The organism is Vibrio fujianensis, assembly GCF_002749895.1.
GTDB lineage: Bacteria > Pseudomonadota > Gammaproteobacteria > Enterobacterales > Vibrionaceae > Vibrio > Vibrio fujianensis.
Genome location: NZ_NBUS01000036.1, coordinates 83814 through 105603, shown reverse-complemented (window position 1 = coordinate 105603; position 21790 = coordinate 83814). Strand labels below are relative to the sequence as shown.

At 43.7% G+C, this 21790-nt stretch carries 19 protein-coding genes and 1 pseudogene; 8 read left to right on the top strand and 12 right to left on the bottom strand.

The genetic code is table 11. The features are described 5' to 3' along the window. Positions 1–181 precede the first annotated feature (181 nt). The gene (gene ftsY, locus B7C60_RS03005; protein ID WP_099610367.1) at positions 182–1342 is read right to left on the bottom strand and encodes a signal recognition particle-docking protein FtsY; all 1161 of its coding nucleotides are present in this window, start codon (positions 1340–1342) and stop codon (positions 182–184) included. A 202-nt stretch (positions 1343–1544) separates the two neighbouring features. Here ftsY and rsmD point away from each other — a divergent pair, with 202 nt between their 5' ends. Next, entirely contained in the window at positions 1545–2168 is a 624-nt protein-coding gene (gene rsmD / locus B7C60_RS03000) for a 16S rRNA (guanine(966)-N(2))-methyltransferase RsmD (protein WP_099610395.1), read from the top strand. 70 nt (positions 2169–2238) lie between these two features. Here rsmD and B7C60_RS02995 read toward each other — a convergent pair whose 3' ends face one another. Both B7C60_RS02995 and B7C60_RS02985 read right to left on the bottom strand, forming a co-directional pair. Next, complete coding sequence (locus B7C60_RS02995; protein WP_099610366.1) at positions 2239–2859, bottom strand: lysoplasmalogenase; 621 nt, start codon at positions 2857–2859, stop codon at positions 2239–2241. 908 nt (positions 2860–3767) lie between these two features. Beyond that, positions 3768–4145 (bottom strand): DUF4145 domain-containing protein, encoded by a 378-nt coding sequence (locus tag B7C60_RS02985; RefSeq protein ID WP_099610364.1) that lies wholly within the window; start codon positions 4143–4145, stop codon positions 3768–3770. A gap of 222 nt (positions 4146–4367) precedes the next feature. Between B7C60_RS02985 and B7C60_RS02980 the strand changes: the two genes are divergently transcribed. Beyond that, complete coding sequence (locus B7C60_RS02980; protein ID WP_099610363.1) at positions 4368–4700, top strand: DUF2500 domain-containing protein; 333 nt, start codon at positions 4368–4370, stop codon at positions 4698–4700. Between the two features lie 165 nt (positions 4701–4865). Then, the gene (locus B7C60_RS02975) at positions 4866–5336 is read left to right on the top strand and encodes a Dps family protein (RefSeq protein WP_099610362.1); all 471 of its coding nucleotides are present in this window, start codon (positions 4866–4868) and stop codon (positions 5334–5336) included. A gap of 79 nt (positions 5337–5415) precedes the next feature. On the opposite strand, the pseudogene B7C60_RS02970 reads toward B7C60_RS02975, so the two are convergent. Continuing rightward, positions 5416–6639 (bottom strand): annotated as a pseudogene (locus tag B7C60_RS02970) (EAL and HDOD domain-containing protein). A gap of 261 nt (positions 6640–6900) precedes the next feature. On the opposite strand from B7C60_RS02970, the gene B7C60_RS02965 reads away from it, so the two are divergent. The 4 genes from B7C60_RS02965 to B7C60_RS02945 all read left to right on the top strand — a co-directional run bounded on the left by B7C60_RS02965 (position 6901) and on the right by B7C60_RS02945 (position 11199). Next, positions 6901–7881 carry an alpha/beta fold hydrolase gene (locus B7C60_RS02965; protein WP_099610361.1) on the top strand — a complete coding sequence of 327 codons (981 nt, stop codon included), beginning with the start codon at positions 6901–6903 and terminating at the stop codon, positions 7879–7881. 109 nt (positions 7882–7990) lie between these two features. Beyond that, on the top strand, positions 7991–8836 hold the full coding sequence (locus tag B7C60_RS02960) for a Cof-type HAD-IIB family hydrolase (protein WP_099610360.1): 846 nt from the start codon (positions 7991–7993) through the stop codon (positions 8834–8836). A 234-nt stretch (positions 8837–9070) separates the two neighbouring features. Beyond that, positions 9071–10600 (top strand): COG3650 family protein, encoded by a 1530-nt coding sequence (locus B7C60_RS02950; RefSeq protein WP_099610394.1) that lies wholly within the window; start codon positions 9071–9073, stop codon positions 10598–10600. Then, positions 10600–11199, top strand: a complete 600-nt coding sequence (locus B7C60_RS02945; protein WP_099610358.1) for a tRNA-uridine aminocarboxypropyltransferase — start codon at positions 10600–10602, stop codon at positions 11197–11199. The genes B7C60_RS02950 and B7C60_RS02945 overlap by 1 nt, the downstream gene beginning before the upstream one ends. Here the strand turns inward: B7C60_RS02945 and B7C60_RS02940 are convergent. From B7C60_RS02940 to lptM, 7 genes are all read right to left on the bottom strand, one after another. Then, entirely contained in the window at positions 11187–13694 is a 2508-nt protein-coding gene (locus B7C60_RS02940; protein ID WP_099610357.1) for a bifunctional diguanylate cyclase/phosphodiesterase, read from the bottom strand. The two genes, B7C60_RS02945 and B7C60_RS02940, sit on opposite strands and share 13 nt — an antisense overlap. Positions 13695–13798: 104 nt before the next feature. After that, positions 13799–14518 (bottom strand): 5-amino-6-(5-phospho-D-ribitylamino)uracil phosphatase YigB, encoded by a 720-nt coding sequence (gene yigB, locus B7C60_RS02935; protein ID WP_099610356.1) that lies wholly within the window; start codon positions 14516–14518, stop codon positions 13799–13801. Positions 14519–14520: 2 nt separating this feature from the next. After that, positions 14521–15450, bottom strand: coding sequence for a tyrosine recombinase XerC (xerC, locus tag B7C60_RS02930; protein WP_099610355.1), 930 nt, complete (start codon positions 15448–15450; stop codon positions 14521–14523). Then, the gene (locus B7C60_RS02925) at positions 15422–16126 is read right to left on the bottom strand and encodes a DUF484 family protein (RefSeq protein WP_099610354.1); all 705 of its coding nucleotides are present in this window, start codon (positions 16124–16126) and stop codon (positions 15422–15424) included. Before B7C60_RS02925 ends, xerC begins: the two co-directional genes overlap by 29 nt. A gap of 14 nt (positions 16127–16140) precedes the next feature. Further along, complete coding sequence (gene dapF, locus B7C60_RS02920) at positions 16141–16971, bottom strand: diaminopimelate epimerase (protein ID WP_099610353.1); 831 nt, start codon at positions 16969–16971, stop codon at positions 16141–16143. Positions 16972–16982: 11 nt separating this feature from the next. Next, positions 16983–18236 (bottom strand): diaminopimelate decarboxylase, encoded by a 1254-nt coding sequence (lysA, locus tag B7C60_RS02915; RefSeq protein ID WP_099610352.1) that lies wholly within the window; start codon positions 18234–18236, stop codon positions 16983–16985. A gap of 30 nt (positions 18237–18266) precedes the next feature. Then, a complete protein-coding gene (gene lptM, locus B7C60_RS20050) occupies positions 18267–18383 on the bottom strand; it encodes an LPS translocon maturation chaperone LptM (protein ID WP_425445490.1) in 117 nt (38 codons plus the stop codon). Positions 18384–18458: 75 nt separating this feature from the next. Between lptM and cyaY the strand changes: the two genes are divergently transcribed. Beyond that, a complete protein-coding gene (cyaY, locus tag B7C60_RS02905; protein WP_099610350.1) occupies positions 18459–18773 on the top strand; it encodes an iron donor protein CyaY in 315 nt (104 codons plus the stop codon). Positions 18774–18862: 89 nt separating this feature from the next. Here the strand turns inward: cyaY and B7C60_RS02900 are convergent, their stop codons facing one another. Next, positions 18863–21394, bottom strand: coding sequence for a class I adenylate cyclase (locus tag B7C60_RS02900; protein ID WP_099610349.1), 2532 nt, complete (start codon positions 21392–21394; stop codon positions 18863–18865). Positions 21395–21790: the final 396 nt, after the last annotated feature.

Below are 21790 nucleotides of genomic sequence, written 5' to 3'. Positions count from 1 at the left end.
CACATAACAAACTCATGCCAAGGCTAAATGTGATTGCTTAAACGATAGCCAAACCACTTGTCGTTGCAGGTAAGCGGCAAGTAAGTTTATCCCCATGAGCATAGACAGCCTATGTGATAGAGGTAAACGAACGCAACCAACATCGCTGCATCTTCAAGTAAGAAAAATGTATCACTACCTATTATTCATCCCGACTAAATAAAGCATCAATAAATTCTTCAGTTGAGAATGGGCGTAAGTCATCAATTCCCTCACCAACACCGATATAGCGGATAGGAATGGTAAACTGATCGGCAATCGCAAAGATCACTCCGCCTTTTGCGGTGCCGTCTAATTTGGTTAGCGTAATCCCAGTTAACGGTGCAGCGTCACTAAATAGCTTCGCTTGGCTAATTGCATTTTGTCCGGTTCCGGCATCCAACGTCAGCATAATTTCATGCGGCGCTTGAGGATCGATCTTCTTCATCACTCGGACAATTTTTTTCAGCTCTTCCATTAAGTTCGCTTTATTTTGCAATCGTCCAGCGGTATCGGCTATCACCACATCCACGCCACGCGCTTTGGCCGCTTCAATGGCATCATAAATCACCGAGGCACTATCGGCTCCGGTATGTTGTGCAATGACGGGAACTTGGTTACGCTCTCCCCACACTTGTAATTGTTCAACTGCGGCCGCACGGAAAGTATCCCCAGCCGCCAGCATGACTTTCTTACCTTGAGCTTGAAACTGTTTTGCCAGTTTACCTATCGTGGTGGTTTTCCCAACCCCATTCACACCCACCATTAAAATAACATATGGCGTTGCTTGTTGGTCAATAACGAGCGGCTGATCAACGTGAGTAAGGATCTCAGCCATTTCCTGCTTCAGTAGTGCGTAAAGAGCTTCGCCATCACGCAATTGTTGACGCGAGGCTTTTTCTGTTAAGTTGGCAATGATTTTTAGGGTGGTCTCCATCCCGACATCCGCCATTAAGAGCTGCTCTTCTAACTCTTCGAATAACTCATCATCAATTTTTTTGCCTTTAAACAAGCCAAAAAAACCTGACCCAATATTGGCTTTTGTTCGGCTAAGGCTACGCTTTAAGCGCACAAAAAAGCTTTCTGTGGGTTTTTCTTGCTCTTGAACACGTGCACTTGGCGCTTCGGCTTCGGCTTCGGCTAAGAAAGTCTGTTCTTCACTTGGTTCAGTGACAACCTCAGTGGATAATGATGCTTCGATCAATTCATCTGACTGGGTCGCATCTGTTGCTTCGGTTTCTGATGAGGTTGATCCATTTTGATTCGGCTGTTCATCACCAAAACCGAGCCATGACAATAAGCCACGCTTCTTTTTTTCCGTCATTTGGGAATATCCTGAGTCTGACTAAGCGATAATGTCTCTCTAACCGAATTATTGCGGATCAGAGAAAGAAAAATGACAAAGCAGTGAAAATTTTTCTATTCACTTGGTACACTTGATCATTCTATTAAATTCTGCTTTCTGCTTTTCGCTAAGAAACCAGCAGATTGGCTATAATAACACTTATTTAGCGGTCAAAAAATCTATGCGAAAACCTCGCCAGCAAACCTCATCACAAAAACACTTCCCCAATGGCCATGTTCGTATCATTAGTGGCCTTTGGCGAGGACGAAAGCTTCCTGTTCATGATGCCCAAGGACTACGTCCCACCACTGATCGGGTCAAAGAAACTGTGTTTAACTGGTTAGCACAAGATATTGCGCATGCGAAATGTCTTGATATTTTTGCAGGCTCTGGAGGATTAGGCTTTGAATGTGCTTCTCGACAAGCCGAGCATGTTACCTTGCTTGAGTTGAATGCCACCGCTTATGCTCAACTCAAAACTAATATTGCAACCTTAAAAGCGACCAATATCCATGCTATCAATACCGATGCGATGACCTACCTGCAACAAGATGGGCAGCCGTTCGATATAGTCTTTATTGATCCGCCTTTTCGACAAGGATTGCTACACCAAACCATCAATTTATTAGAAGAGAAAGGTTGGTTGGCTGAGCAAGCTCTGATTTACGTGGAAAGCGAAAAAGAATTAGCAAGCACGACCTTCCCTGAATCTTGGCACTTATATCGAGAAAAGAACGCAGGACAAGTCTGCTACCGGCTGTTCGTCCGTAACGCAATGACGACCGAACATAGTGAAGTAATATAAAGCGTAAGCAAGTTGACCAAAGTAACCAGCCACATTAATAATGATGTGGCTAGTTTGTCCATCTAGCCAATTAAAGTACCGAGGCAACAATCAGTGCTTGAGCCAATAAATAGCTACCTGAAATCCAATACTGCCCCCAAGGTAGAGCATGCCGATAATCATGAATAGCCAGTAATACTGCCGATAAGATAAAAATCAAGCTACCAACAAAACCAACCAGCGCGCCCCATGAAGGTGACTTTAACCACACATCTCCAGAAGCCCAAGCCAGCTGAACGAGAATAATCCCCATAATCGTAACGGGAAAAATCAAGGTATCTAACTGGGGTAATAACAAGAAAAAAGCCACGATACTGGTTGCAAGTAACAATGCAGGTAACCACCAAACGATGGTTCCAGAAAGCTGAACCCAAAATGCTCTGCTGTAACACAGTTGTGCCGCAACAAATGCAAAAAAGCAAAATTTCGGCCACTTACCAAGAAGATGTAAACTGTCAGCAAACATCGCAACCAATAACCCGATCGCCACCCATATGCTTGGCGAGGACCAATCACCAGCTTGCTCAACAAGCATCGCCAGTAATAATACTGGCGTTATATTTTTAAACAGTAATGCTTGCTTAAGATTATGGTTTTCAAACGCAGAAATGCTGATGAATCCCGATAATCCGACAGAAATCCAGCTCCACATGTCGATACCTCTTGTGAAATCTGCCGCCAGTGTAGGCTTGTCACCAATGAAGTCCAGAAACCAACTGCAAAAATTGGATCTTGATTGCGAATCCATACCGCTCGATAGTGCTATGTTCGCTTTCTATCAAAGTCCCCCATCAAAAAGGCGATAGGGCCACCAAATGATTAAAAACATCATTTTAAATATCTATAAATCAAACAAAAAGTATAAAATCAAAAATTAAAACACAAGAATAAAGATTAAAAAACATATAAAAACAATTACTTAAAATGATAAAGCAAATTTACATAAGTTTAAAGCAACCTATAAGATATCTAATCGATAAAAATAACAGTTAAAAGTAAATCAACGATTCTGAGTTCAGGTCAAACCATGCTCTCTGCTGTCCTGTTCTATTCTTTTCTTAAAAAACGAGAATTCACCAAAAAATGACAATTTAGCCCAAGCAAGCCATAAAACCCAAACAAACCTAACATTAGAACATTAAATAAACAAAAACAATCCTTTAAATATCAATAATTTAATTTATATTTGCATTAATGCCATACGAAAAGAACAAGAGATAAACAGCTCATAATTCATGGTTTAATCTGCAAAAAAATCCAGATATCATACTACAAAGTGCTTTTTTTAAAGGCTTAAGATAGATCCACTTGATCAAGGCTGTAAAGTGGTGCTATTCTAAAAACATAGGATGAGACAAACAGAGGAGCAGTGTTATGATTTCTTCATCTCAAAAACAGGGATTGGTAATGATTGCAGTCATCGTTGGCTTAATGACACTGCCGTTACTTTACTAATTCGTTATCAATAAACAAAAAAGACGCAAATGCGTCTTTTTTGTTTATTGATAAGCACCTTTGCTCAATCTTTATTGCTGCTCATTACGTTGAATATCGCTAGCGTTATAACGAGCTAGGAAGATATTTTGAGACTTCATCCCAGTGAATATAATAAAAGAGCATGGCTGCTAACGTCATTAACGTGACTAAAGCCAATGCAGCTCGCCATACAAAGCGACTACTGCGAGGGGTTAAGACTTTTTCGCACTCACCGCACACAGTAAAAAAAGCTTTTCTATCCTCTAATTGATAGTGATCTTCATGCACAATTTTATTGCGAATGGTCGCTATATATCTGAGCCTTGCAATCACATCATGCGGTAAGCGCTCTTCACAGCTTGAGATCAATTGATGTAATCCCTTACCTTGCGCATGATATTGCTGACGAAGCAAGGTTTCTAATCTTCGCGTTCGTAATACAACTTGTTCTATCTCTGACATAACGGCCTCCTTGCATAGCCACTCACGCTATCTACACCATATTGTCACTTACTCATCAAGATAAGTGCTACATTCTTGTCAATTAAACCTCAATATCGACAGCGAAATGTGAGATCAATCGAAAAATATCGTCATATCATGCCAACATATACAGATTATTGCAGCCAACTCCCCATAAGATATCACTAACGATTTATTAATGTTTCCACTTTGGAGTGAGTTATGTCACCACTATTATTACTATTGATTAGCTTAATCGCTTTATTCATTAGCGGATTATGGCTATTTTTGCATTTTTATCGCCGTCATATCCAAGGCGAAAATGCTCCGCAACGCCAAGCCTTTGTCACTATTTTAGATAAGCAGATTATCGACATCCCTCACCCATTACCCGATCAAGAAGATCAAGAATATTGGATTTACGTTCAAAAAGGATTGGGCCCGAAAAGAGAGTTTCAAGTTGGCCCTCACTATTTCCATGCTTTAAAACCCGGCGATCAAGGAGAACTCACCTATCAAGGACGTAAATTTCTCCATTTTGCATTGACGCGCTAAACAAGCAACGTGTTTTTCAGCGACCAAGAATAAGAAGATTAATCGTTATTACCTATCAACACGATGCATAGAATCACCTTTCAAGACGACCATGAGAGGCATATGATGTTTACCAGATTTCAAATAAATCCACTTAATTGATAAACACTTACATGAGGTGAGAACATGACAACCAATCTGATCGGCCTAGACAACACCCAAAGCCAACAACTCGCTCAATCGTTAAATCGTTTATTGGCTAATTACCAAGTATTTTATATGAATACTCGTGGCTACCACTGGAATATTAAAGGTAAAGAATTCTTTGAACTGCATGCGAAATTCGAAGAAATTTACACTGACTTGCAAGTCAAAATTGATGAATTAGCAGAGCGTATCCTAACCTTGGGCGCGCAACCTTTGCACAGCTTTAGCGATTACCTAACGACAACAGAAATTAAAGAACACACCAATGCCACTGATGGTCAAAGCACCATGCAAGGCTTATTAGCTGGATTTAGTTCATTGATAGCTCAGCAGCGTACGATTTTATCGCTGGCCGCCGAAGTGGGTGATGAGGGAACCAGTGCTCAAATGGGCGATTATATTCGTGAACAAGAAAAATTGGTTTGGATGCTGAACGCTTGGCTGCAATAAATCCATAACCCTATAACTTAAAATTTTGGCTGGCGGTTTGAGCTCCCCAAAGACAAGCACTTACCGCCAACCTTTTCGGTTAACAACGTCTCACTTTTTGGCTCCACAGTTGAGCCGCTTTCAGTTCTTGCGTCACATCCGCCATTGCAATGCCTAAGGTAGTGCAATGGCTTTCTATTCCCTGCCAATCCGCTTGTTCAAAACATTCCTCAAGGTTAAGCAATTGACCAAATGGACCTTCTCGCTTATTCAGCGCTTGTTTAATCGCTTGAGTCACCGGTAACTGCTCAAGCAAACGGTCTAGTGGAGTATCAAACAAGGCATCCAGTACTGAAAACAAACCGATTAAAAAGGCCTGATCTTGGTATTTATCAAACGGTTTTCGCTTCGACATTCGCTGACAAAATTGCGCCCGTTGTAGCGATAAATGATAAAGTTCTTGCGGTTTTTTGACTGAAACATAAGACGCAACCGTCAAAGCGACAAATGTCTTTAATTGATCGTGTCCAAGGTACACTAAAGCTTGACGAAAAGACGCGATAGAAACCGCCAAGCGAGGTGAAAGCCGATTAACAAAATGCAGCAACTTATAAGAGAGCGCCAAGTCTTGTGAAATGATCTGCTCAACTCGTTCAAAATCAACTGAAGGTCGACAAACCTCCTGAAACAGCCGCATCGAGATGAGCTGTTCTGGGCTAAGGTAGCGCTACTTTATCACTTGCGGTTTACTAAAAAAGTACCCCTGAAAGAAGCTGAATCCCGCACGGCGAGCCAGATCAAACTGTTCTTGTGTTTCTACTTTCTCAGCTAAAAATCGCCGCTTGCTTCCCGCCGCCAATCGCTGCTCGACAACACGACATGCTTGCTCAATCCCCATGTCAATCACGTCCAATTTGACAATATGCACATAAGGTAAAAAACGCTCCCATTCCGCGCTGTAAACAAAGTCATCTAATGCAATCAGGTAGCCCCGTTGACTTAAGTCTAGAATCGCCGCAAACAATTCATCAGTTGGTGGACAGGTTTCAAGGACTTCAACAACAATCTGCTCTTTAGGTAAAGTCAGCGGTAAACGACGTAGCAAACTTTTATAAGGAAAGTTAATAAAGCAGCGAGAATACTCTATCGACGGATTAGTACCTATACTCAAAAAATTTTCCACGATTAAGCGATAGGTGGCTCGATCAGAATCCATTTGGCGAGGAAACGCATTTTGCTCTCCATCACGAAACAATAGCTCATAACCAAGAGTATGCTTTTTAGCATTAAAAATTGGTTGCCTTGCTACATAGGTGGTATACATTTCCGCCTCACACATGATTGTTTTATATCACTACCTCTCAAATATTTCGCCACGCTATCATACCTTACTGGTCTCATAACCCTGAACTAAACTCTGGTTATTTTTTTTACCTGTTGTTCGCGTCTATTGATATAGCTGGGCGATCTTGCCAGTACTAAAGCCTATTGACCCGAACCATTGCAATTTTCAGCCACTCGCTTATGCTAGCTAAGCTCAGCATCACGCTGGACCTTGAAACTTAGGCAAAGATCAGACGAAGTCATGTTGCACACATACAGTCAAGAATCGTATTTTCCGCACTTGATGCAGCAGCATATCGCACCATGGTGGGAGCAGGCTTGCCACCAAGCACACTACCAAACTCAGGATAATATTAACCTGTATTGGTGCTCGATGACCTCATCACAGCACACGAAAGCGATCGTGGTCGTCAATGGACGACTTGAATCGGTGTGGAAGTATCAGGAGCTATTTTACGATCTTTTCCATCAAGGTTATGACATTTACTCTTTTGACCACCGAGGCCAAGGCTTATCTGATCGACTGCTTGATGATAGAGAAATTGGCCATGTTCACTCTTTTGATGACTATGTCAGTGATTTAGCGGCATTAGTATCTCATTTCAACTTACAACGCTATACACAACGGTTTCTATTAGCCCATTCGATGGGCGGAGCAATTGCCACTCGGTATCTACAAACTTATCCAACGCATCCATTCAATGCTGTCACGCTAAGCGCTCCAATGTTTGGTATTCATATGCCTTGGCAGTTACGTGCCGTTGCTGAGCCCCTCGCCCGTATGCTGACTTACCGCTACCGGACACCTCATTATGCTCCCGGTTATGGCCCTTACTATGCCAAACCGTTCGCGATTAACCCGCTCACCCACAGTGCAATCCGTTATCAATGGTTTCGAGCCTTATATGAGGAAAAGCCGGAACTGAAATTGGGAGGGCCAAGTACTCGCTGGGTATGGCAAGCGCTAAAAACGACACGTCGGTGTCGGCAATACACGCGTCAATTGACGATTCCACTCTTACTGCTGCAAGCAGAATGCGATACGATTGTCAGCAACGCCTCGCAAACCCGTTTTATCACTCAACTGGCACGCACCAACCCAAACGCTCGTATGCAGCGTATTGATGGCGCAAAACATGAGTTATTGTTTGAGCAGGATCACTACCGTAATCAAGCATTAGAGGCGCTATTGGATCATTTTAATTCGCCCCCATCGAAATAGAGGAAAGCCAACCTGAGGAGTTTTTCCCTCTTTTTCTAGCGGATTATCACTTACACTACCGGGCCAAGATCGTTTACTTGGCGACCTTTCCTGCGACAATGAGGGTTATATGACCACTGAACAAAAAACGGTTCCATTTCGAATTGTAGCTTCCGATCTGGATGGCACATTATTAGCACCCAACCATCAATTAAGCGCGTTTTCAAAACAGATACTCAAGGATCTTCATCAACAAGGTTTTACTTTTGTGTTTGCAACCGGGCGTCACCACGTCGATGTGGCGGGTATTCGAGAAATTGCTGGTATTCCAGCGTATATGATCACCGCCAACGGGGCGCGTGTCCATGATAAAAACAACCAAGAAATGTACAGCAAAAGTGTACCAGCTGAACTCGTTCAGGCCATCATTGACCAAGTCAAAAGCGATGATTCTCTCTACATTCATCTATATCGCCATGATCAATGGTTACTGAATCGGGAAGATGAAGCACTCCGTCACTTCCACAAAGATTCCGGTTTTACCTATCAGGTTTTCGATGTCGATCATGCTCCCACTGACGGAGTAGCAAAAATTTTCTTTACTAACCAAAGTAAAGATCACGAACAGCTGGTTCAACTGGAAACGCTGATAAACCAACGCTTTGCTGGACAAGTTAACGTCGCTTTTTCCACGCCATGGTGCCTAGAAATTATGGCTGCGGGGGTATCAAAAGGGGAAGCGTTACACGTTGTGGCAAAATCGCTTGGATTATCACTGGCCAACTGTATCGCATTTGGTGATGGCATGAACGATGTCGAGATGCTAACCATGGCTGGCAAAGGGCTCGTCATGCAGACCGCACACGAAAAAGTCCTACGAGCGCTGCCCAATAACGAAGTCATTGGTAGCAACGCCGATGATGCCGTTGCCCACTACCTACAAAATCACCTTCAATTGTCGAAATCGCCCGCATAAGTAAACGTTATTCAACACTCGCACCCATCATAAAGCTTAGCGGTGGGGCGAGGTTGAGCCTGTATATTGCCGCCCCGAGCGGTGTATCCCAGTGCAATAATTGCGAATGTCTTCCCAAGTAACCATTTTTCTGTCTGTAAAGTGTCAATAGCGCTTCCCTTAGGTTCAGTTTTAAAGCCACGATATGCCATAATGCATCAACGTTGGTTGCGTTTTTTACGAGGAAGAGAAACCATGAAGCAGCTGAGAATTCCAGCGGTCATCCTAGCCCTACTCGCTGTACAAGCGTGTTCGTCATCCCAGCCTACCGAGCAAGCGATAACGCCTGTGAATGCCACGTTAGATAATCCGGCGACGGTCGTTGCACAAAGTTTTATTATGCGAGGTGAAGTGGTTATAGGGCCAGAAGTCCGCTCTTTTACTCCCTGTGGGAGTAACCAACAATATTGGTTAGAGTTACCTCCCGAACTTAGCGTGCCAGCACAAAAGCTAAATCAGTCTCCTTATCAAATCCTTTATGGTGAAATGATTGGCTACCTTGTACCACCGAGCCAAACGGGATTCAATGCCGACTACCTCGCTCGCTTTGTCGTGCAGCAAATCAACCAATTAAGCGCAGAAAATACTCAACGTTGCCAGCATCCCACCAATCCAACTCGGGCATTTGGTACAGAACCATTTTGGTCTGTTCAATTTTCTGCTCAAGGGTTGGAATTTCAGCCATTAGGTAGTGATAAACAATTATTGACCATTCAGAGTAGTCAGTTATCCGCTAGCCGTCGTATTTATCAGTTTGAGCAGGGGGCTCTCACCTTAGAGCAAACAACATGCACCGATAGCATGAGTGATAATTTATACAGTTGGCGTTCAACTCTCACTCTCAAAGGGGAAACTTACCAAGGCTGCGCCGTGCTCAGCAATCTGGATACGACACAAGAGTGGGTAGGCAACTACTTTGCCAGTGCAACAGAGCAGCAAGGTTTTGGCGTAACATTGGAACTCAATCCCGATCATAGCGCAACCACTCGCTACCGCTATTTAAATGGCGAACGCGAACTGGTTGAAAAAGGATTCTGGCAACAGCTTAATCCTGATCAAATTCAAGTCGTGATGACCTTGCACCAGCAACAGTATTTACTCTCGGAACGAGTATTTAGCCGCCGTGGTTATCAACTCCATGCCGATAAGGAAAAAATAGGCAATGTAGTCTATCCAATCCGCAATGGTGGCCTGATTCTTTTTCAAGCAAAGCCGATAAGTCCTCGCCCCAGCACCGAAAAGCCGCCGCTTGATCAAACCGTGCACAACATCCCTTCCCGAGATGAATATGACGAAGAGGTTGACCAAGCGGTACGCCGATACTTTGCGCTGCATAAAACCGATCCCGCACAAATCCATTACCGCTGGTTAAAATATGACTTGAATGGTAATCAGCACCCAGAACTTCTGGTGCAACTCGATTGGTGTCAGCACACACAGTGCACTTTGCTTATTTTCGAACAAAAGCACGGTGAATGGCATTTTAATAGCCGTATCAATGGCGTTCAGACGCCTTTTCGATTAGGAAAACGTTCACAGTATGGCTGGCAAGATCTAATGCTCCCAATCAGTACAAAGCAAACGATCACCATCCACCAACTGCAATACAACGGGATCAGTTATCCGGTGACAAGCAAAAAATCAAAAACCGCTCACGCCAGTGACATTAGCGGTGTCAGCCTATTTTCTGATGGCTTATCGCCACGCACAGGAGTAAAACTTTAATGTCAGCGTGTTCTGGTTGCGGTTTAACCCACCAATGCTTGTGTGCAGCCATTCCTCGACTATCCAGTGAGTTGCACCTTTCATTACTCACGCATGAAAATGAGTTCCTGCGTGAGACGAATACTGGCCAGTGGCTGGTCAAAGCGCTGCCCCACTGCACCACTTTTACTTGGCGACGAACCTCACCCCCCCGCGCATTATTACAGCGCATTGCCGACCCGAATTATCATTCGGTACTGGTTTACCCAAGTGCACAAAGCCTTCCTGTCGCTCAGCCACTACAAAACGCGAAAATAAAGGGCAAAAAAATGCATTTTATCTTGCTTGATGGAACATGGCAGGAAGCGAAAAAAATGTTACGTAAAAGCCCTTGGTTAACCATCCCTCATGTCTACATTACTACGCCAAACGAGTCATGTTACCAATTAAGACGCCACCAACAAAACGGACATTTATGTACCTTAGAAGTGGGAGCTGCGTTACTCGACTCACTCAATGAAGCAGAAAATGCACAACGGCTGAATCATTTTCTTAATCGTTTTATGCGTACTCTGCAAGCGGATAAAAGCGGGCACGCACTGGTTGATTACCTGGCTTGACGCGGAATGTTCAGTAAAGAACATAAACTCTGTGGCTGGCCTAGGTAAAAGCCTTGCAAATAATCGATGCCCATATCTTGACTGATCTGGCATACCGTCTCGTTATGTACAAACTCAGCCACGGTTTTAGCGTTTAACACCTGGCATAACTTCACCAGTTGCTGAGCTATTTTGCGTTGTTTCATATCTTGGTCGATATTACGAATTAAACTGCCATCTAGTTTAATCACCTGAGGCTCAAGCTTAATGATTTCATCAATGTTTGAATAACCACTACCAAAATCGTCAACGATAATTCTCACCCCTAAACGACGAAAATGCTCACACACTTCAATCATATGTCCATAATCTTTGATTTGTTCATTCTCAAGCACTTCAAGCCCGACTCGAGCGGGATTAGCCAAAGATTGAATCGCTGTTTCAAGACGTTGTAATGTGCGATCACTCATTAAATCTTGTGCCGATAGATTAATGGAAAAATCTTCATGACGGTGACGCATCAACTCAAAAGTTCGATGAATCATCTGCCGACTTAAGCGCGTATAGAGATGGCTGCCTTCAATGATGGGTAAAAATCGTCCAGGTAAAACAATCTCTCCCTCATCTTCAATCCGCACTAAACATTCATAAGAAGCCAATTGATGAGATTGAGCATGGACAATTGGCTGTGCATAAACGAGTACCTTGTCATCCAACACCGCTCGGCTAACACAAGATAACCAGCTGAGCCGCTGTTGGCGCAATTGCTCATGAGTGCGTAACCGGGTCGCACTACAAAAGTGACGATTACGACGAAAAGCATAGCGTCTTGCCTCAATGGCACGGAGCAATAAATCATCCGCATCCTGTTCTGGGAACTCTTTGCGACTGACTAATCCAGCACACAAAGAAACCGACACGTAATCAATTTCAGGTAAACCAAACGGCTCAAAGTTGACATGTTCAAGCTGTTCGACAAATTGAGAGAAAGTGCGATGGATGGCTTCTTCGTCAACGTCGACAGTCAGCATCGCGGCCCACTCTCCAACGCCGATTGCATATAAAGCGCTTTTCTCCGGAAGATGTTCAGCGAGGTAACGTTGAAAGTGACCAGTTAAATCCAGTAATAATTGATCGCCAACCTGATAACCATATTTTTCATTAATTTGATTGAAATTAGTTAACTTCAATGCCAGTAAATATTCATTGGTTGCCATACGTAATAATTTTTCACGTAATACCACTCGATTCGGTAGCCCCGTCCTGCGATCAACCCGATAAGTAGCGGTTAGCAGAGAAGCTTGATCTTGAATTTTCAACGATAAATCGCGGTTCATTTCATCTAAATCATCCAACGCATTACGAATCAGACTAAATAAAGGCGCTAACTCATCATGTCGTGCACAATTCAAGGGAGGTATTGCTTCTTGGCTCGGCTCGCCTTCACGAATAGCAAAATAGGTCATACTGTGGTGCAACACTCGCTGTAATTGACCATCATGCCACAACTCCCCTGCACAATATCCGCCAGAGGTTAATGCAACCCGTTGAAATGGTAAAAGCTCTTGGTTGTCTTCAATAAAATCTAACCGAGAAGTGCAGTTATAAATAAAAATCTGTTCAGGTTGAAAAAGGCGTAGTTGCTCGGCACCTAACTGCACCTGTTCAAGCGTTAAGGACGGATGATCAAAACAAAAACGAACTTCATCGCCGACAGATAAGGCTTTATTAAACACCAATCCCCGCTCATCTTCATACTGAGGCACATAAACATCTTGTAATGCTAACTCACCTTTGATCAGCGGAAAATTATGTAACATCTCTAGCGGTACCTGCTGATGATCGCCTAAGTAACGGTTGTACACTTGACGGATCGGCATATCATCCAAGCGACATACCCTATTGCCTTCAGCTGCTGTGACACGAAAACTACGGCCAAGTGGGTTCCATTCGGTGTAGGCTCCGGTTTTAACTTTTAAGCATTCCCCATGAAACGCGACACAGACCATGGCATCATCGTACAATTGCCGACCATGTAATACCCATGTCCCATAAGGTGTTTCTGTCGCGGCCCCTCCAGCAACCTGAATGCCAGGCGCTAAATAATTAAACGCTCGAAAGTGCTCCTGTTCATCCATTTGTGCGACAAAACAGAGCAAACATTGGGTATCGGCTTGTAAAGCAAGCTGATCAAGTAACTGCTCAACATCTTTTTTGCCTGACAGGGTGCGAACTTGCGCGGTACTGGTTAACTGGCTGTGATGAAAATGACTGATAATGATCAGTGTACCGGTATGACAAATTTCACCGTGATCGACCATTTGGTTAGCACTAAAACCGATCAAGTGAGCATCTGGATATCGCGTTAGCAACTGATCTGCCAGCGTCTGTACATATTCCGTTGACTGGCTGGAAATCAGTTGAATTAATCGATTACTGGGATCAGACGAGATAAATTCTAATGGAATATCATTGAACGACTGATGTTCAGAAAGGAATAAAGACGTCGTAAACATACTTCCTGTAACTCATTTTGCAACACTGCCTTATGCATAGGTATCAAACCGTATACCATCTGAAAATCAGGTTAATGATTATCTGATACAGTCACAATTTTTATTCAGCAAACCAATACCTTAAGTTGTGAAAGATCGGTTATCTCAACATCCGGTAAAACTTTCGCATCACGATTTGCAACTAATGTGTGGCCTCGGTCGTTATACCAACAGGCTTGGAATCCGTTATTCTTGGCACCTTGTACATCGGTCACGAGATGATCGCCGACATGTAGAATAGCTGAGGCAGGAAGTTGAAGATACTGACTCGCTTTCGAAAAGAGATCCGGATAGGGTTTTGCACGTCCATCAGGCCCAGCCTTGAGCACTAATTGAAAATAATCACTCAGACCTATCTGTTCAACATCCACATTACCATTGGTAATTGCCAGCAAAGGCACCTGCTGCGCAAGTAACCGTAAGACTTGGTGAGTAAGTGGGGGCACGGTAACTAAATTTCTGAGTCGTAAAACTTCTTCGATCGCCTCTTGTGCCGCTTGCTTTGCTTGATTCGGTGAATAACCTAACTTCTGTAGGCCTTGTTTGATCTGTTCAAAACGCCATCGGGTCACGTCATGACTTAACCAAGGATCATGGTCAGCCAATTGCCACTTTAATTGATTCCACCATGTCATCGGTTGACTGGCTGTCACGGGATGATGCTGATAAAGCCACTGAGCAATTTGTTGCTCTAAATGGCGAATGACCGGATGGTTATCGTATAGCGTGTCGTCCAAGTCAAACGTCATCGCTTGAATCGGTTGTAACTGACGATAGAAATGCATCTCTACTCCTTGGTTTTTTTTCGGGCTCGAGGGTGAGCTTGATCATACACCTGCGCGAGATGCTGAAAATCAAGATGGGTATAAATTTGTGTGGTTGAAATATTCTCATGCCCCAGTAATTCCTGAACCGCACGTAGGTTATTGCTTGATTCCAACATATGGGTAGCAAAGGAGTGGCGCAATTTATGCGGGCTGATATGGCTGGCAACGGACTGTTTTTGTCCCCATTCTGCCAAGCGTTTTTGTACATTACGATGAGAAATACGTACGCCTAACTTGGAAATAAATAGTGCGGGTTCATCTCCTTTGAGCAAGCTAGGGCGAACTTTTAACCATTTACTGACCCACTCTTTTGCCTGTCCAGAAAACGGAGCTTTACGCTCTTTGTTGCCTTTTCCAATCACACGAATTTCACCTCGACTGAAACTGATGTCTTTTACATTAATTCCTACCAATTCAGCCAGCCGCAAACCTGCGCCATACATCAATTCCATAATGGCACGATCACGAATCGATAGTGGATCATCGGCATCCACCTCTAACAGTTGAGCCATTTCATCGACATCTAAATTCTTCGGTAACGGGCGTTGTTTTCTTGGTGCAGAAACACCTTTAGCAGGATTGGCTGCTAACTCTCCGCGTAAAATCAGAAAATCGAAAAAGCTACGCAAAGAAGAAAGACGCGTTGCTAGGCTACTGGCTTTCATCCCCTCGCGCATACCTTTGCTGGCAAGCTGGCGAACCCAAGCGGCATCCACTTGTTGCCATCGAGTAATTCCCATTTGATTGAGATGCGTCGCCATCGCATGCAACTGCTGCCGATAGTTACGTTGAGTGTGAATACTTAGCCCCTTCTCACTACGTAAATATTCATAGAAACGCAGTAAAGGCTGAGTTAATCCACTAGGCAGAGGGGGAATGGATTCGTTCATGTTCACTATATTGCCAAGGGAGTAAATCGATTAAATGAGTCAGCACTAAAGCTAAATGGCGCAAAAATAAGGTATCCATACAGGGTTGAAAATGCCCACCATCCGTACTTGCGAAGGCTAAAACTCCTTGAGATTGCGAAGAACCTAGCGCCAGAACGACGTAAGACCCCATTTCCGGGGTCAAACTCTGTTCACCAAACAACTGATGACGATCAGCCTGCCGTAAACGCCCTAAATAAGCCGATTTACCATTGAAGTGATTAGTGGCAAAGCGCTGCCATTGCTCTTGGGTGATGGCATACTCATTCATCGGTGAGCCAATCAAACGGACATAGGCCGTTAACCCTAGACGCTTTGCCGTACCTTCAATGGCTTGAAAAACTTGGCGCAACGAACGACATTGCAGCAATGTTTCTTGCAACGCCATAAATTCATGAAAGGTTCGATCATTGTTCGCCGCCAACGACATTAAGGTGGTGATCTCTTCTTCTAACTCTTCAATACGTTGTCGCTGCCGCGCCATTTGTATATGAACGAGAGAGATCGTTCCTGCATCGGAACGAGGCAATGAAAATGACTCAACCAACTGAGGATAATGGAGAAAAAAATCTGGGTGATCGCGTAAATACTCAGCGACCACTTCAGCGGTCAAGGCATCAGCCTGTTGTTGTAACAAAACACATCCTTAATTTAACAAGATAATTGACCATCAAATACATGAGTGGCAGGCCCGGTCATATACAAAGGTTGCCCCGGCCCTTGCCAACGCACATCTAAGCATCCTCCCGGTAATTGAACCGTCACCGTTGGATCCAAAAGCCCTTGAGTAACCCCCACCGCGACAGCCGCACAAGCACCACTACCACAAGCTTGAGTTTCACCGGAACCTCGCTCATAGACACGGAGTTTAATTTTTTGCCGATCAATCACTTGCATAAAACCCGCATTCACTCGCTCAGGAAAGCGTTCATGAGCTTCCAGCAACGGGCCTAACGTTTGTACTGCTGCTGTTGCTACATCCTCAACGATCGTTACCACATGCGGGTTCCCCATACTAACGGCTCCACAAAACAAAGTTTGCTCATCAACACGCATGATATAGGTTTTTTCTGCCTGTTTAGCACGAAATGGTATTTTATTCGGCTCAAACTCTGGCACCCCCATATTGACGGTAATTTGATCATCCTCTTCGATGGAAAGCACCATTTTACCTTTTTTGGTACTCACACTCAGTTGGTACTTATTGGTCAATCCTTTCATGCGTACAAAACGAGCAAAACAACGCGCACCGTTGCCACACTGCTCAACTTCACTACCGTCGGCATTAAAAATGCGGTAATGAAAATCGGTTTCTGGATCATACGGTGCTTCCACCACCAACAATTGGTCAAAACCAACACCAGTATGTCGATTCGCTAAACGCCGAATCAAATCGGGGGAAAAGAAAACGTTCTGGGTAATACAATCAACGACCATAAAATCATTACCCAAACCGTGCATTTTAGAAAAATGGAAATGCATAAGAAATCACTTTACTCTGGCAAAAGACTTTCCAAGGCCCACAGGCTGGAAAGAGGTTCCCGCTGACGAACGAGGTAGGTTTTGTCGCCATCCACCATAACCTCTGCCGCGCGAGTGCGGGTATTGTAGTTAGACGACATTGCAAAGCCGTAAGCCCCTGCCGATCGTACCGCTAATAGATCGCCATTCGCTAACACTAAGGCACGATCTTTCCCTAAGAAATCACCCGTTTCACATACAGGGCCAACCAAATCATACTTGATCGCATCCCCTGAACGCGGGACAACAGGCACGATATTTTGCCAAGCTTGATACAAAGCTGGCCGCATTAAATCATTCATCGCCGCATCAATAATGGCAAAGTTTTTATGTTCGGTATGTTTAAGAAATTCAACCCGTGTCAACAAAACACCGGCATTGGCAGCAATTGCGCGTCCAGGTTCAAAGATCAACTCTAAATGCTGATGATTGGCTAAACGCGCCAACAATGCTTTAGCATAATCTGAAGGCTGAGGAGGATGCTCATCACGATAAACCACACCAAGCCCCCCACCTACATCAAGGTGCCCAATCGTAATACCTTCGGCCTGCAATGAATCAATTAAAGCCAGTAAACGATCCGTCGCATCAATAAAAGGGGTTATTTCCGTCAACTGTGAACCGATATGGCAGTCGATTCCACGCACTTCAATATTCGGTAAGCGCTGTGCTAAACGGTAAACTTCAGGTGCACGCTCAAAGGCGATACCAAATTTATTGTCACGTAATCCGGTGGAAATATAAGGGTGGGTTTTTGCATCGACATCAGGATTAATACGTAGAGAAACCGGCGCGGTTACGCCTAACTCACCAGCAACCTGATTAAGCCGCTCAAGCTCCGGTTCCGACTCAACATTAAAGCATTTTATCTTCAGCGTTAATGCCCGTTTCATCTCTTGTGCTGTTTTACCAACCCCAGAGAAGACCACCTTACTGGGATCGCCCCCTGCAGCAATAACACGCTCCAGTTCACCACCAGAAACGATATCAAATCCCGATCCCAACCGAGCCAAAGTATTAAGCACCCCTAAATTAGAGTTTGCCTTAACCGCGTAACATATAAGGTGAGGATGCCCAGCCAACGCATGATCAAAGGCTCGCCAATGACGCTCCAGTGTCGCTCTAGAATAAACATACAGTGGCGTGCCGTATTGCTCAGCCAAATGTGACAAAGCCACATTTTCTGCCCACAGTTGACCATCGTCCTGATAATTGAAGTAATCCAAAATTCTTTCCCTTAATCTAATTGCTTAAGTCTACTGACTTTGTTCACTCTGCTGAGTATCATCAGGCAGGTACAATGGGCCAGTTTGTCCACACCCCGCTAATGCGAGTACAGACAACAAAAACAGTGCGGTGACAGACTTTTTCATTTTGCATATCGTGATTATTGAATCAATGCCTCCTATAATCGCACCACAATAAAGAAAAGCAATAGGATAGATACGATGAACGAAACTGAATTTCATCAGCAAGCGGAAACTCAAATGCAACTCATTGAACAACTGATTGATGAGACAGGAGCTGATATTGATTATGAGACATCTGGTAACGTGATGACGTTAGAGTTTGATGACCGTAGCCAAATTATTATCAACCGCCAAGAACCGATGAAAGAAATTTGGCTGGCATCAAAATCTGGTGGATTTCATTTTCAGTGGCAAAACGAGCACTGGCTTTGCTCGAAAACAGGTATCGAACTATTGGACATGGTCAAACAAGAATGTGAAAAACACGCCGGAGAACCAATTGATTGGGCTTAGATTATGCTCGTTACATGATCAATTTGACTAATCATCACTGCGTTGCGAAGGAGCATTTCGATGCTCTTTTCATCAGTAACCATGTTTCATCAATAACCATGAACCGCTTTAGAGGGCCGAGAATAGAGTACCGAGTCGTTACGATAAGGTACCACGTAGCTTTCTCCTTCCTCGGGATGAATGATCTGATAATATTGGGGTAAGTTAAAATTAATTAATTTCGAGGCAATTTTATTATCATCGCGAACTGAAGTATAAAAGCTATTAACACTGGCAATCATCTCATCTTTTTCACCATTATACTGATGGTAAACTTCGATCCGATTGGCTTCATCTAGCACATAAATATTAAATCCTTTTTCGGTGTCTTCAAAAAAGAACTGTACTAACCCTTCACTGGCAAATCCATCGACGACCTCTGGAAGCTGATAATCCTGCTCTCTATCTAGCATCAGCAACGGTGACCCTTTCAACTTATTACTGGAGATACTGCGATAGAAATCAACCGAGTTTTCTAACCGTTGAACAGACACACCGCGTCGTTCAAAAAACAATCCATACATCTGTTTTCCGAGACGTAACGCTTTAAATCGACGACGTTTTTCTTGTTCCACCGGTTTAAGACGCAGATCGATACATTCTGCCAACAATTGATAAATCAAATTACGCATCACACCACGTAAATTTTTACTGTAGCAAAAAACATCGACCGATTCAGGAGGAAGTGCATCTTGATGCATTTTACCCAATATCGTTTTTAGGGCATCAAGGATCGCCGTTTCTCCTTTAAAATGCAGTGTACGTACTTCTTGCCATGAGTTGCGATAAACCAAATCAACACTACCCACTAAGCACTGCTGTTGAGAGCCGAAACTAAAAATATCCAACGTTTTTAAATCGACTTTTAACGATTTACCAGCAAGTTGCACCGTGGGATCACTTTCAAAATTGATAAACATTGCCAGTTGGCTGATTTCACATGGGCTAGCCAGTGCTGCCATTGTAGGGCGTCGTTTATGCAGAGAAAAAGTATTGCGTAAATCGCTCACCATTTGATAAAACTTATCAAGATCCAACTGAGCACAACGAACGACCGAATGCAAATTGGTTGACTCGGTAATTAATCCATTAAAAAAAGCCCAAGCGACCAGTTTACTTAAATATTCATTCTGTTCTAAATAACGCTGCCCCATCATGCGTTGTGCAATTGGTGGTTGTTTATACAAATACCAACCGGAAGGATTTATTCGCCCCGTTGGGACTTCGATAAATGTTAAGTCAGTTTCGTGTAAATCTGGCGAAATTTGGGGGTTTAATAAGGTCACTTTACCCGGTAAGACTTCAAATGCGGCATACAGCTTACGCGCTAAAATCGAAATATCCTGCGGACTGATTGCCGAAGTAATGTCATGACGACGGGCAAATTGAATCAAATTACGATAACTGAGCATTAACGCATCAAGTAAAGCATGGTGAACGATTTTTACTTGCTCCACTTTCCAATGCCGACGGTTATCTAATTCTTGCAGGGTTGCCGTGTCCCATTGCCACTCTTGCACCATATGTTGCAAAGCTTCCCGTCGCCACGCAACCGAATCGACTTGCGCTTCGCGTGAGAGCTTTTCATGAGTTTTCAAGTAAAAACAACGCCGAACTAAATCGAGTCGAGTATGATCACCGATCTGAAGGAGATAGCGCGTCACTTTTTTAAGCATCAAATAGTAGGCATCCATCCCATACAAATCAGGCTCATGAGCAAAAAAGCGGCGCTTGGTATCAATACTGAGCAGTTGCGTATGAGGATACTCCCATGAATAAGCCTCCAACAGCGTGGCTTTAAGTACGGATTTATACGGTGAATCAATACTTTTATACAGTTGCCATAAATTAGCACCAAAATACTCTTCGGCAGGGATACGGTTTAAGCGACCAAAATCGATCCACTCTGAACAATCAATATATTGGTTAGCACAAAGCTGCTCGACATATTCTTCGTAACACTCTTCCATCTCTGGCGGGACAATTTGCCACAGCAACCGTTTACCGGCTAGCCGAACTGCCGAACGATAAAATTCATCTAATAACAGCAAATGTTGTGAGGAACCACAGTTTTCACCGGTCATTTTATCAGAACGGTTATGCCGAAAACGCTGCTCGTCCATGATAAAAAAGTTCGCTTCCACGCCTTGATTTTTCGCCCAATCAGTAATGAGCAAGCACTTATTGCTTAAACTTTCTCGATCATCACAATCCATCGACGCCGATACACAGACCCAAATGTCTAAGTCACTGGATGAACTTTGCCCGATGGATGAGGTACTCCCCATCGTGTAAAGCCCTAAAATCATCGGTTGTTTAGGAGCATGAAGCGGCTGACCTAACGCCAGTTCGGTATCTTCGACTAATTGCTGCTGAACCGCATTCATCTCAAAATTGTCGATACCATGGGGAACTTGCTGGTCTAAATAGCCAGGAATTAACGGATGGTTGTAATGCAGCAATGCAGGAATTAATTGAAAAACACGTTGACCTTGTAAATCCATAAGCGCCAGCGCCCGTTCAGTTCGTTGCCGGTTGAGATTATCCAGTCGTTGAATTAAGGTCGTGGTGTAAGCCTGCAAGGTTGGTTCCTTGGTTGAAACATTAATGCGCGCTTTGGTTATGTTTTACGCGAAAGCGCCAACAAAACGTGATCAATTTAACACTTTAATCGGACTGGGTAAAGCTATCTCCCTTTATCACTCGACTAAAGTTGTACCATCGTGAAGAAATCAGCATGTTAGCTAACTTTCGCTGCATAGTCGTGCGGTTCACGACCATTTCTCTTCTATATTGCCAGCGTTCTGATCCAAATAAAATAGGCCATCAGTGTGTGCGAGAAGACGCGTTTTCTCCTAGTCAGTCCGCGAACAAACGAGAGATTAATCACATTCTTTTAGTCAATTCAGTTCAATTTAATCACAAAAACGCCGGCTGACTATCTAGTAGTAAGACTTTCTCGTCCACAATGTTAGGAT

Excerpts from the sequence above, each read along its gene's own strand:
- B7C60_RS02995 (WP_099610366.1), bottom strand. The coding sequence starts at position 2,859 with ATGTGGAGCTGGATTTCTGTCGGATTATCGGGATTCATCAGCATTTCT.
- B7C60_RS02985 (WP_099610364.1), bottom strand. The coding sequence starts at position 4,145 with ATGTCAGAGATAGAACAAGTTGTATTACGAACGCGAAGATTAGAAACC.
- B7C60_RS02965 (WP_099610361.1), top strand. The coding sequence starts at position 6,901 with ATGTTGCACACATACAGTCAAGAATCGTATTTTCCGCACTTGATGCAG.
- B7C60_RS02945 (WP_099610358.1), top strand. The coding sequence starts at position 10,600 with ATGTCAGCGTGTTCTGGTTGCGGTTTAACCCACCAATGCTTGTGTGCA.
- cyaY (WP_099610350.1), top strand. The coding sequence starts at position 18,459 with ATGAACGAAACTGAATTTCATCAGCAAGCGGAAACTCAAATGCAACTC.
- dapF (WP_099610353.1), bottom strand. The coding sequence starts at position 16,971 with ATGCATTTCCATTTTTCTAAAATGCACGGTTTGGGTAATGATTTTATG.
- lptM (WP_425445490.1), bottom strand. The coding sequence starts at position 18,383 with ATGAAAAAGTCTGTCACCGCACTGTTTTTGTTGTCTGTACTCGCATTA.
- B7C60_RS02960 (WP_099610360.1), top strand. The coding sequence starts at position 7,991 with ATGACCACTGAACAAAAAACGGTTCCATTTCGAATTGTAGCTTCCGAT.
- B7C60_RS02980 (WP_099610363.1), top strand. The coding sequence starts at position 4,368 with ATGTCACCACTATTATTACTATTGATTAGCTTAATCGCTTTATTCATT.
- B7C60_RS02950 (WP_099610394.1), top strand. The coding sequence starts at position 9,071 with ATGAAGCAGCTGAGAATTCCAGCGGTCATCCTAGCCCTACTCGCTGTA.
- B7C60_RS02975 (WP_099610362.1), top strand. The coding sequence starts at position 4,866 with ATGACAACCAATCTGATCGGCCTAGACAACACCCAAAGCCAACAACTC.
- ftsY (WP_099610367.1), bottom strand. The coding sequence starts at position 1,342 with ATGACGGAAAAAAAGAAGCGTGGCTTATTGTCATGGCTCGGTTTTGGT.
- yigB (WP_099610356.1), bottom strand. The coding sequence starts at position 14,518 with ATGCATTTCTATCGTCAGTTACAACCGATTCAAGCGATGACGTTTGAC.
- xerC (WP_099610355.1), bottom strand. The coding sequence starts at position 15,450 with ATGAACGAATCCATTCCCCCTCTGCCTAGTGGATTAACTCAGCCTTTA.
- B7C60_RS02940 (WP_099610357.1), bottom strand. The coding sequence starts at position 13,694 with ATGTTTACGACGTCTTTATTCCTTTCTGAACATCAGTCGTTCAATGAT.
- rsmD (WP_099610395.1), top strand. The coding sequence starts at position 1,545 with ATGCGAAAACCTCGCCAGCAAACCTCATCACAAAAACACTTCCCCAAT.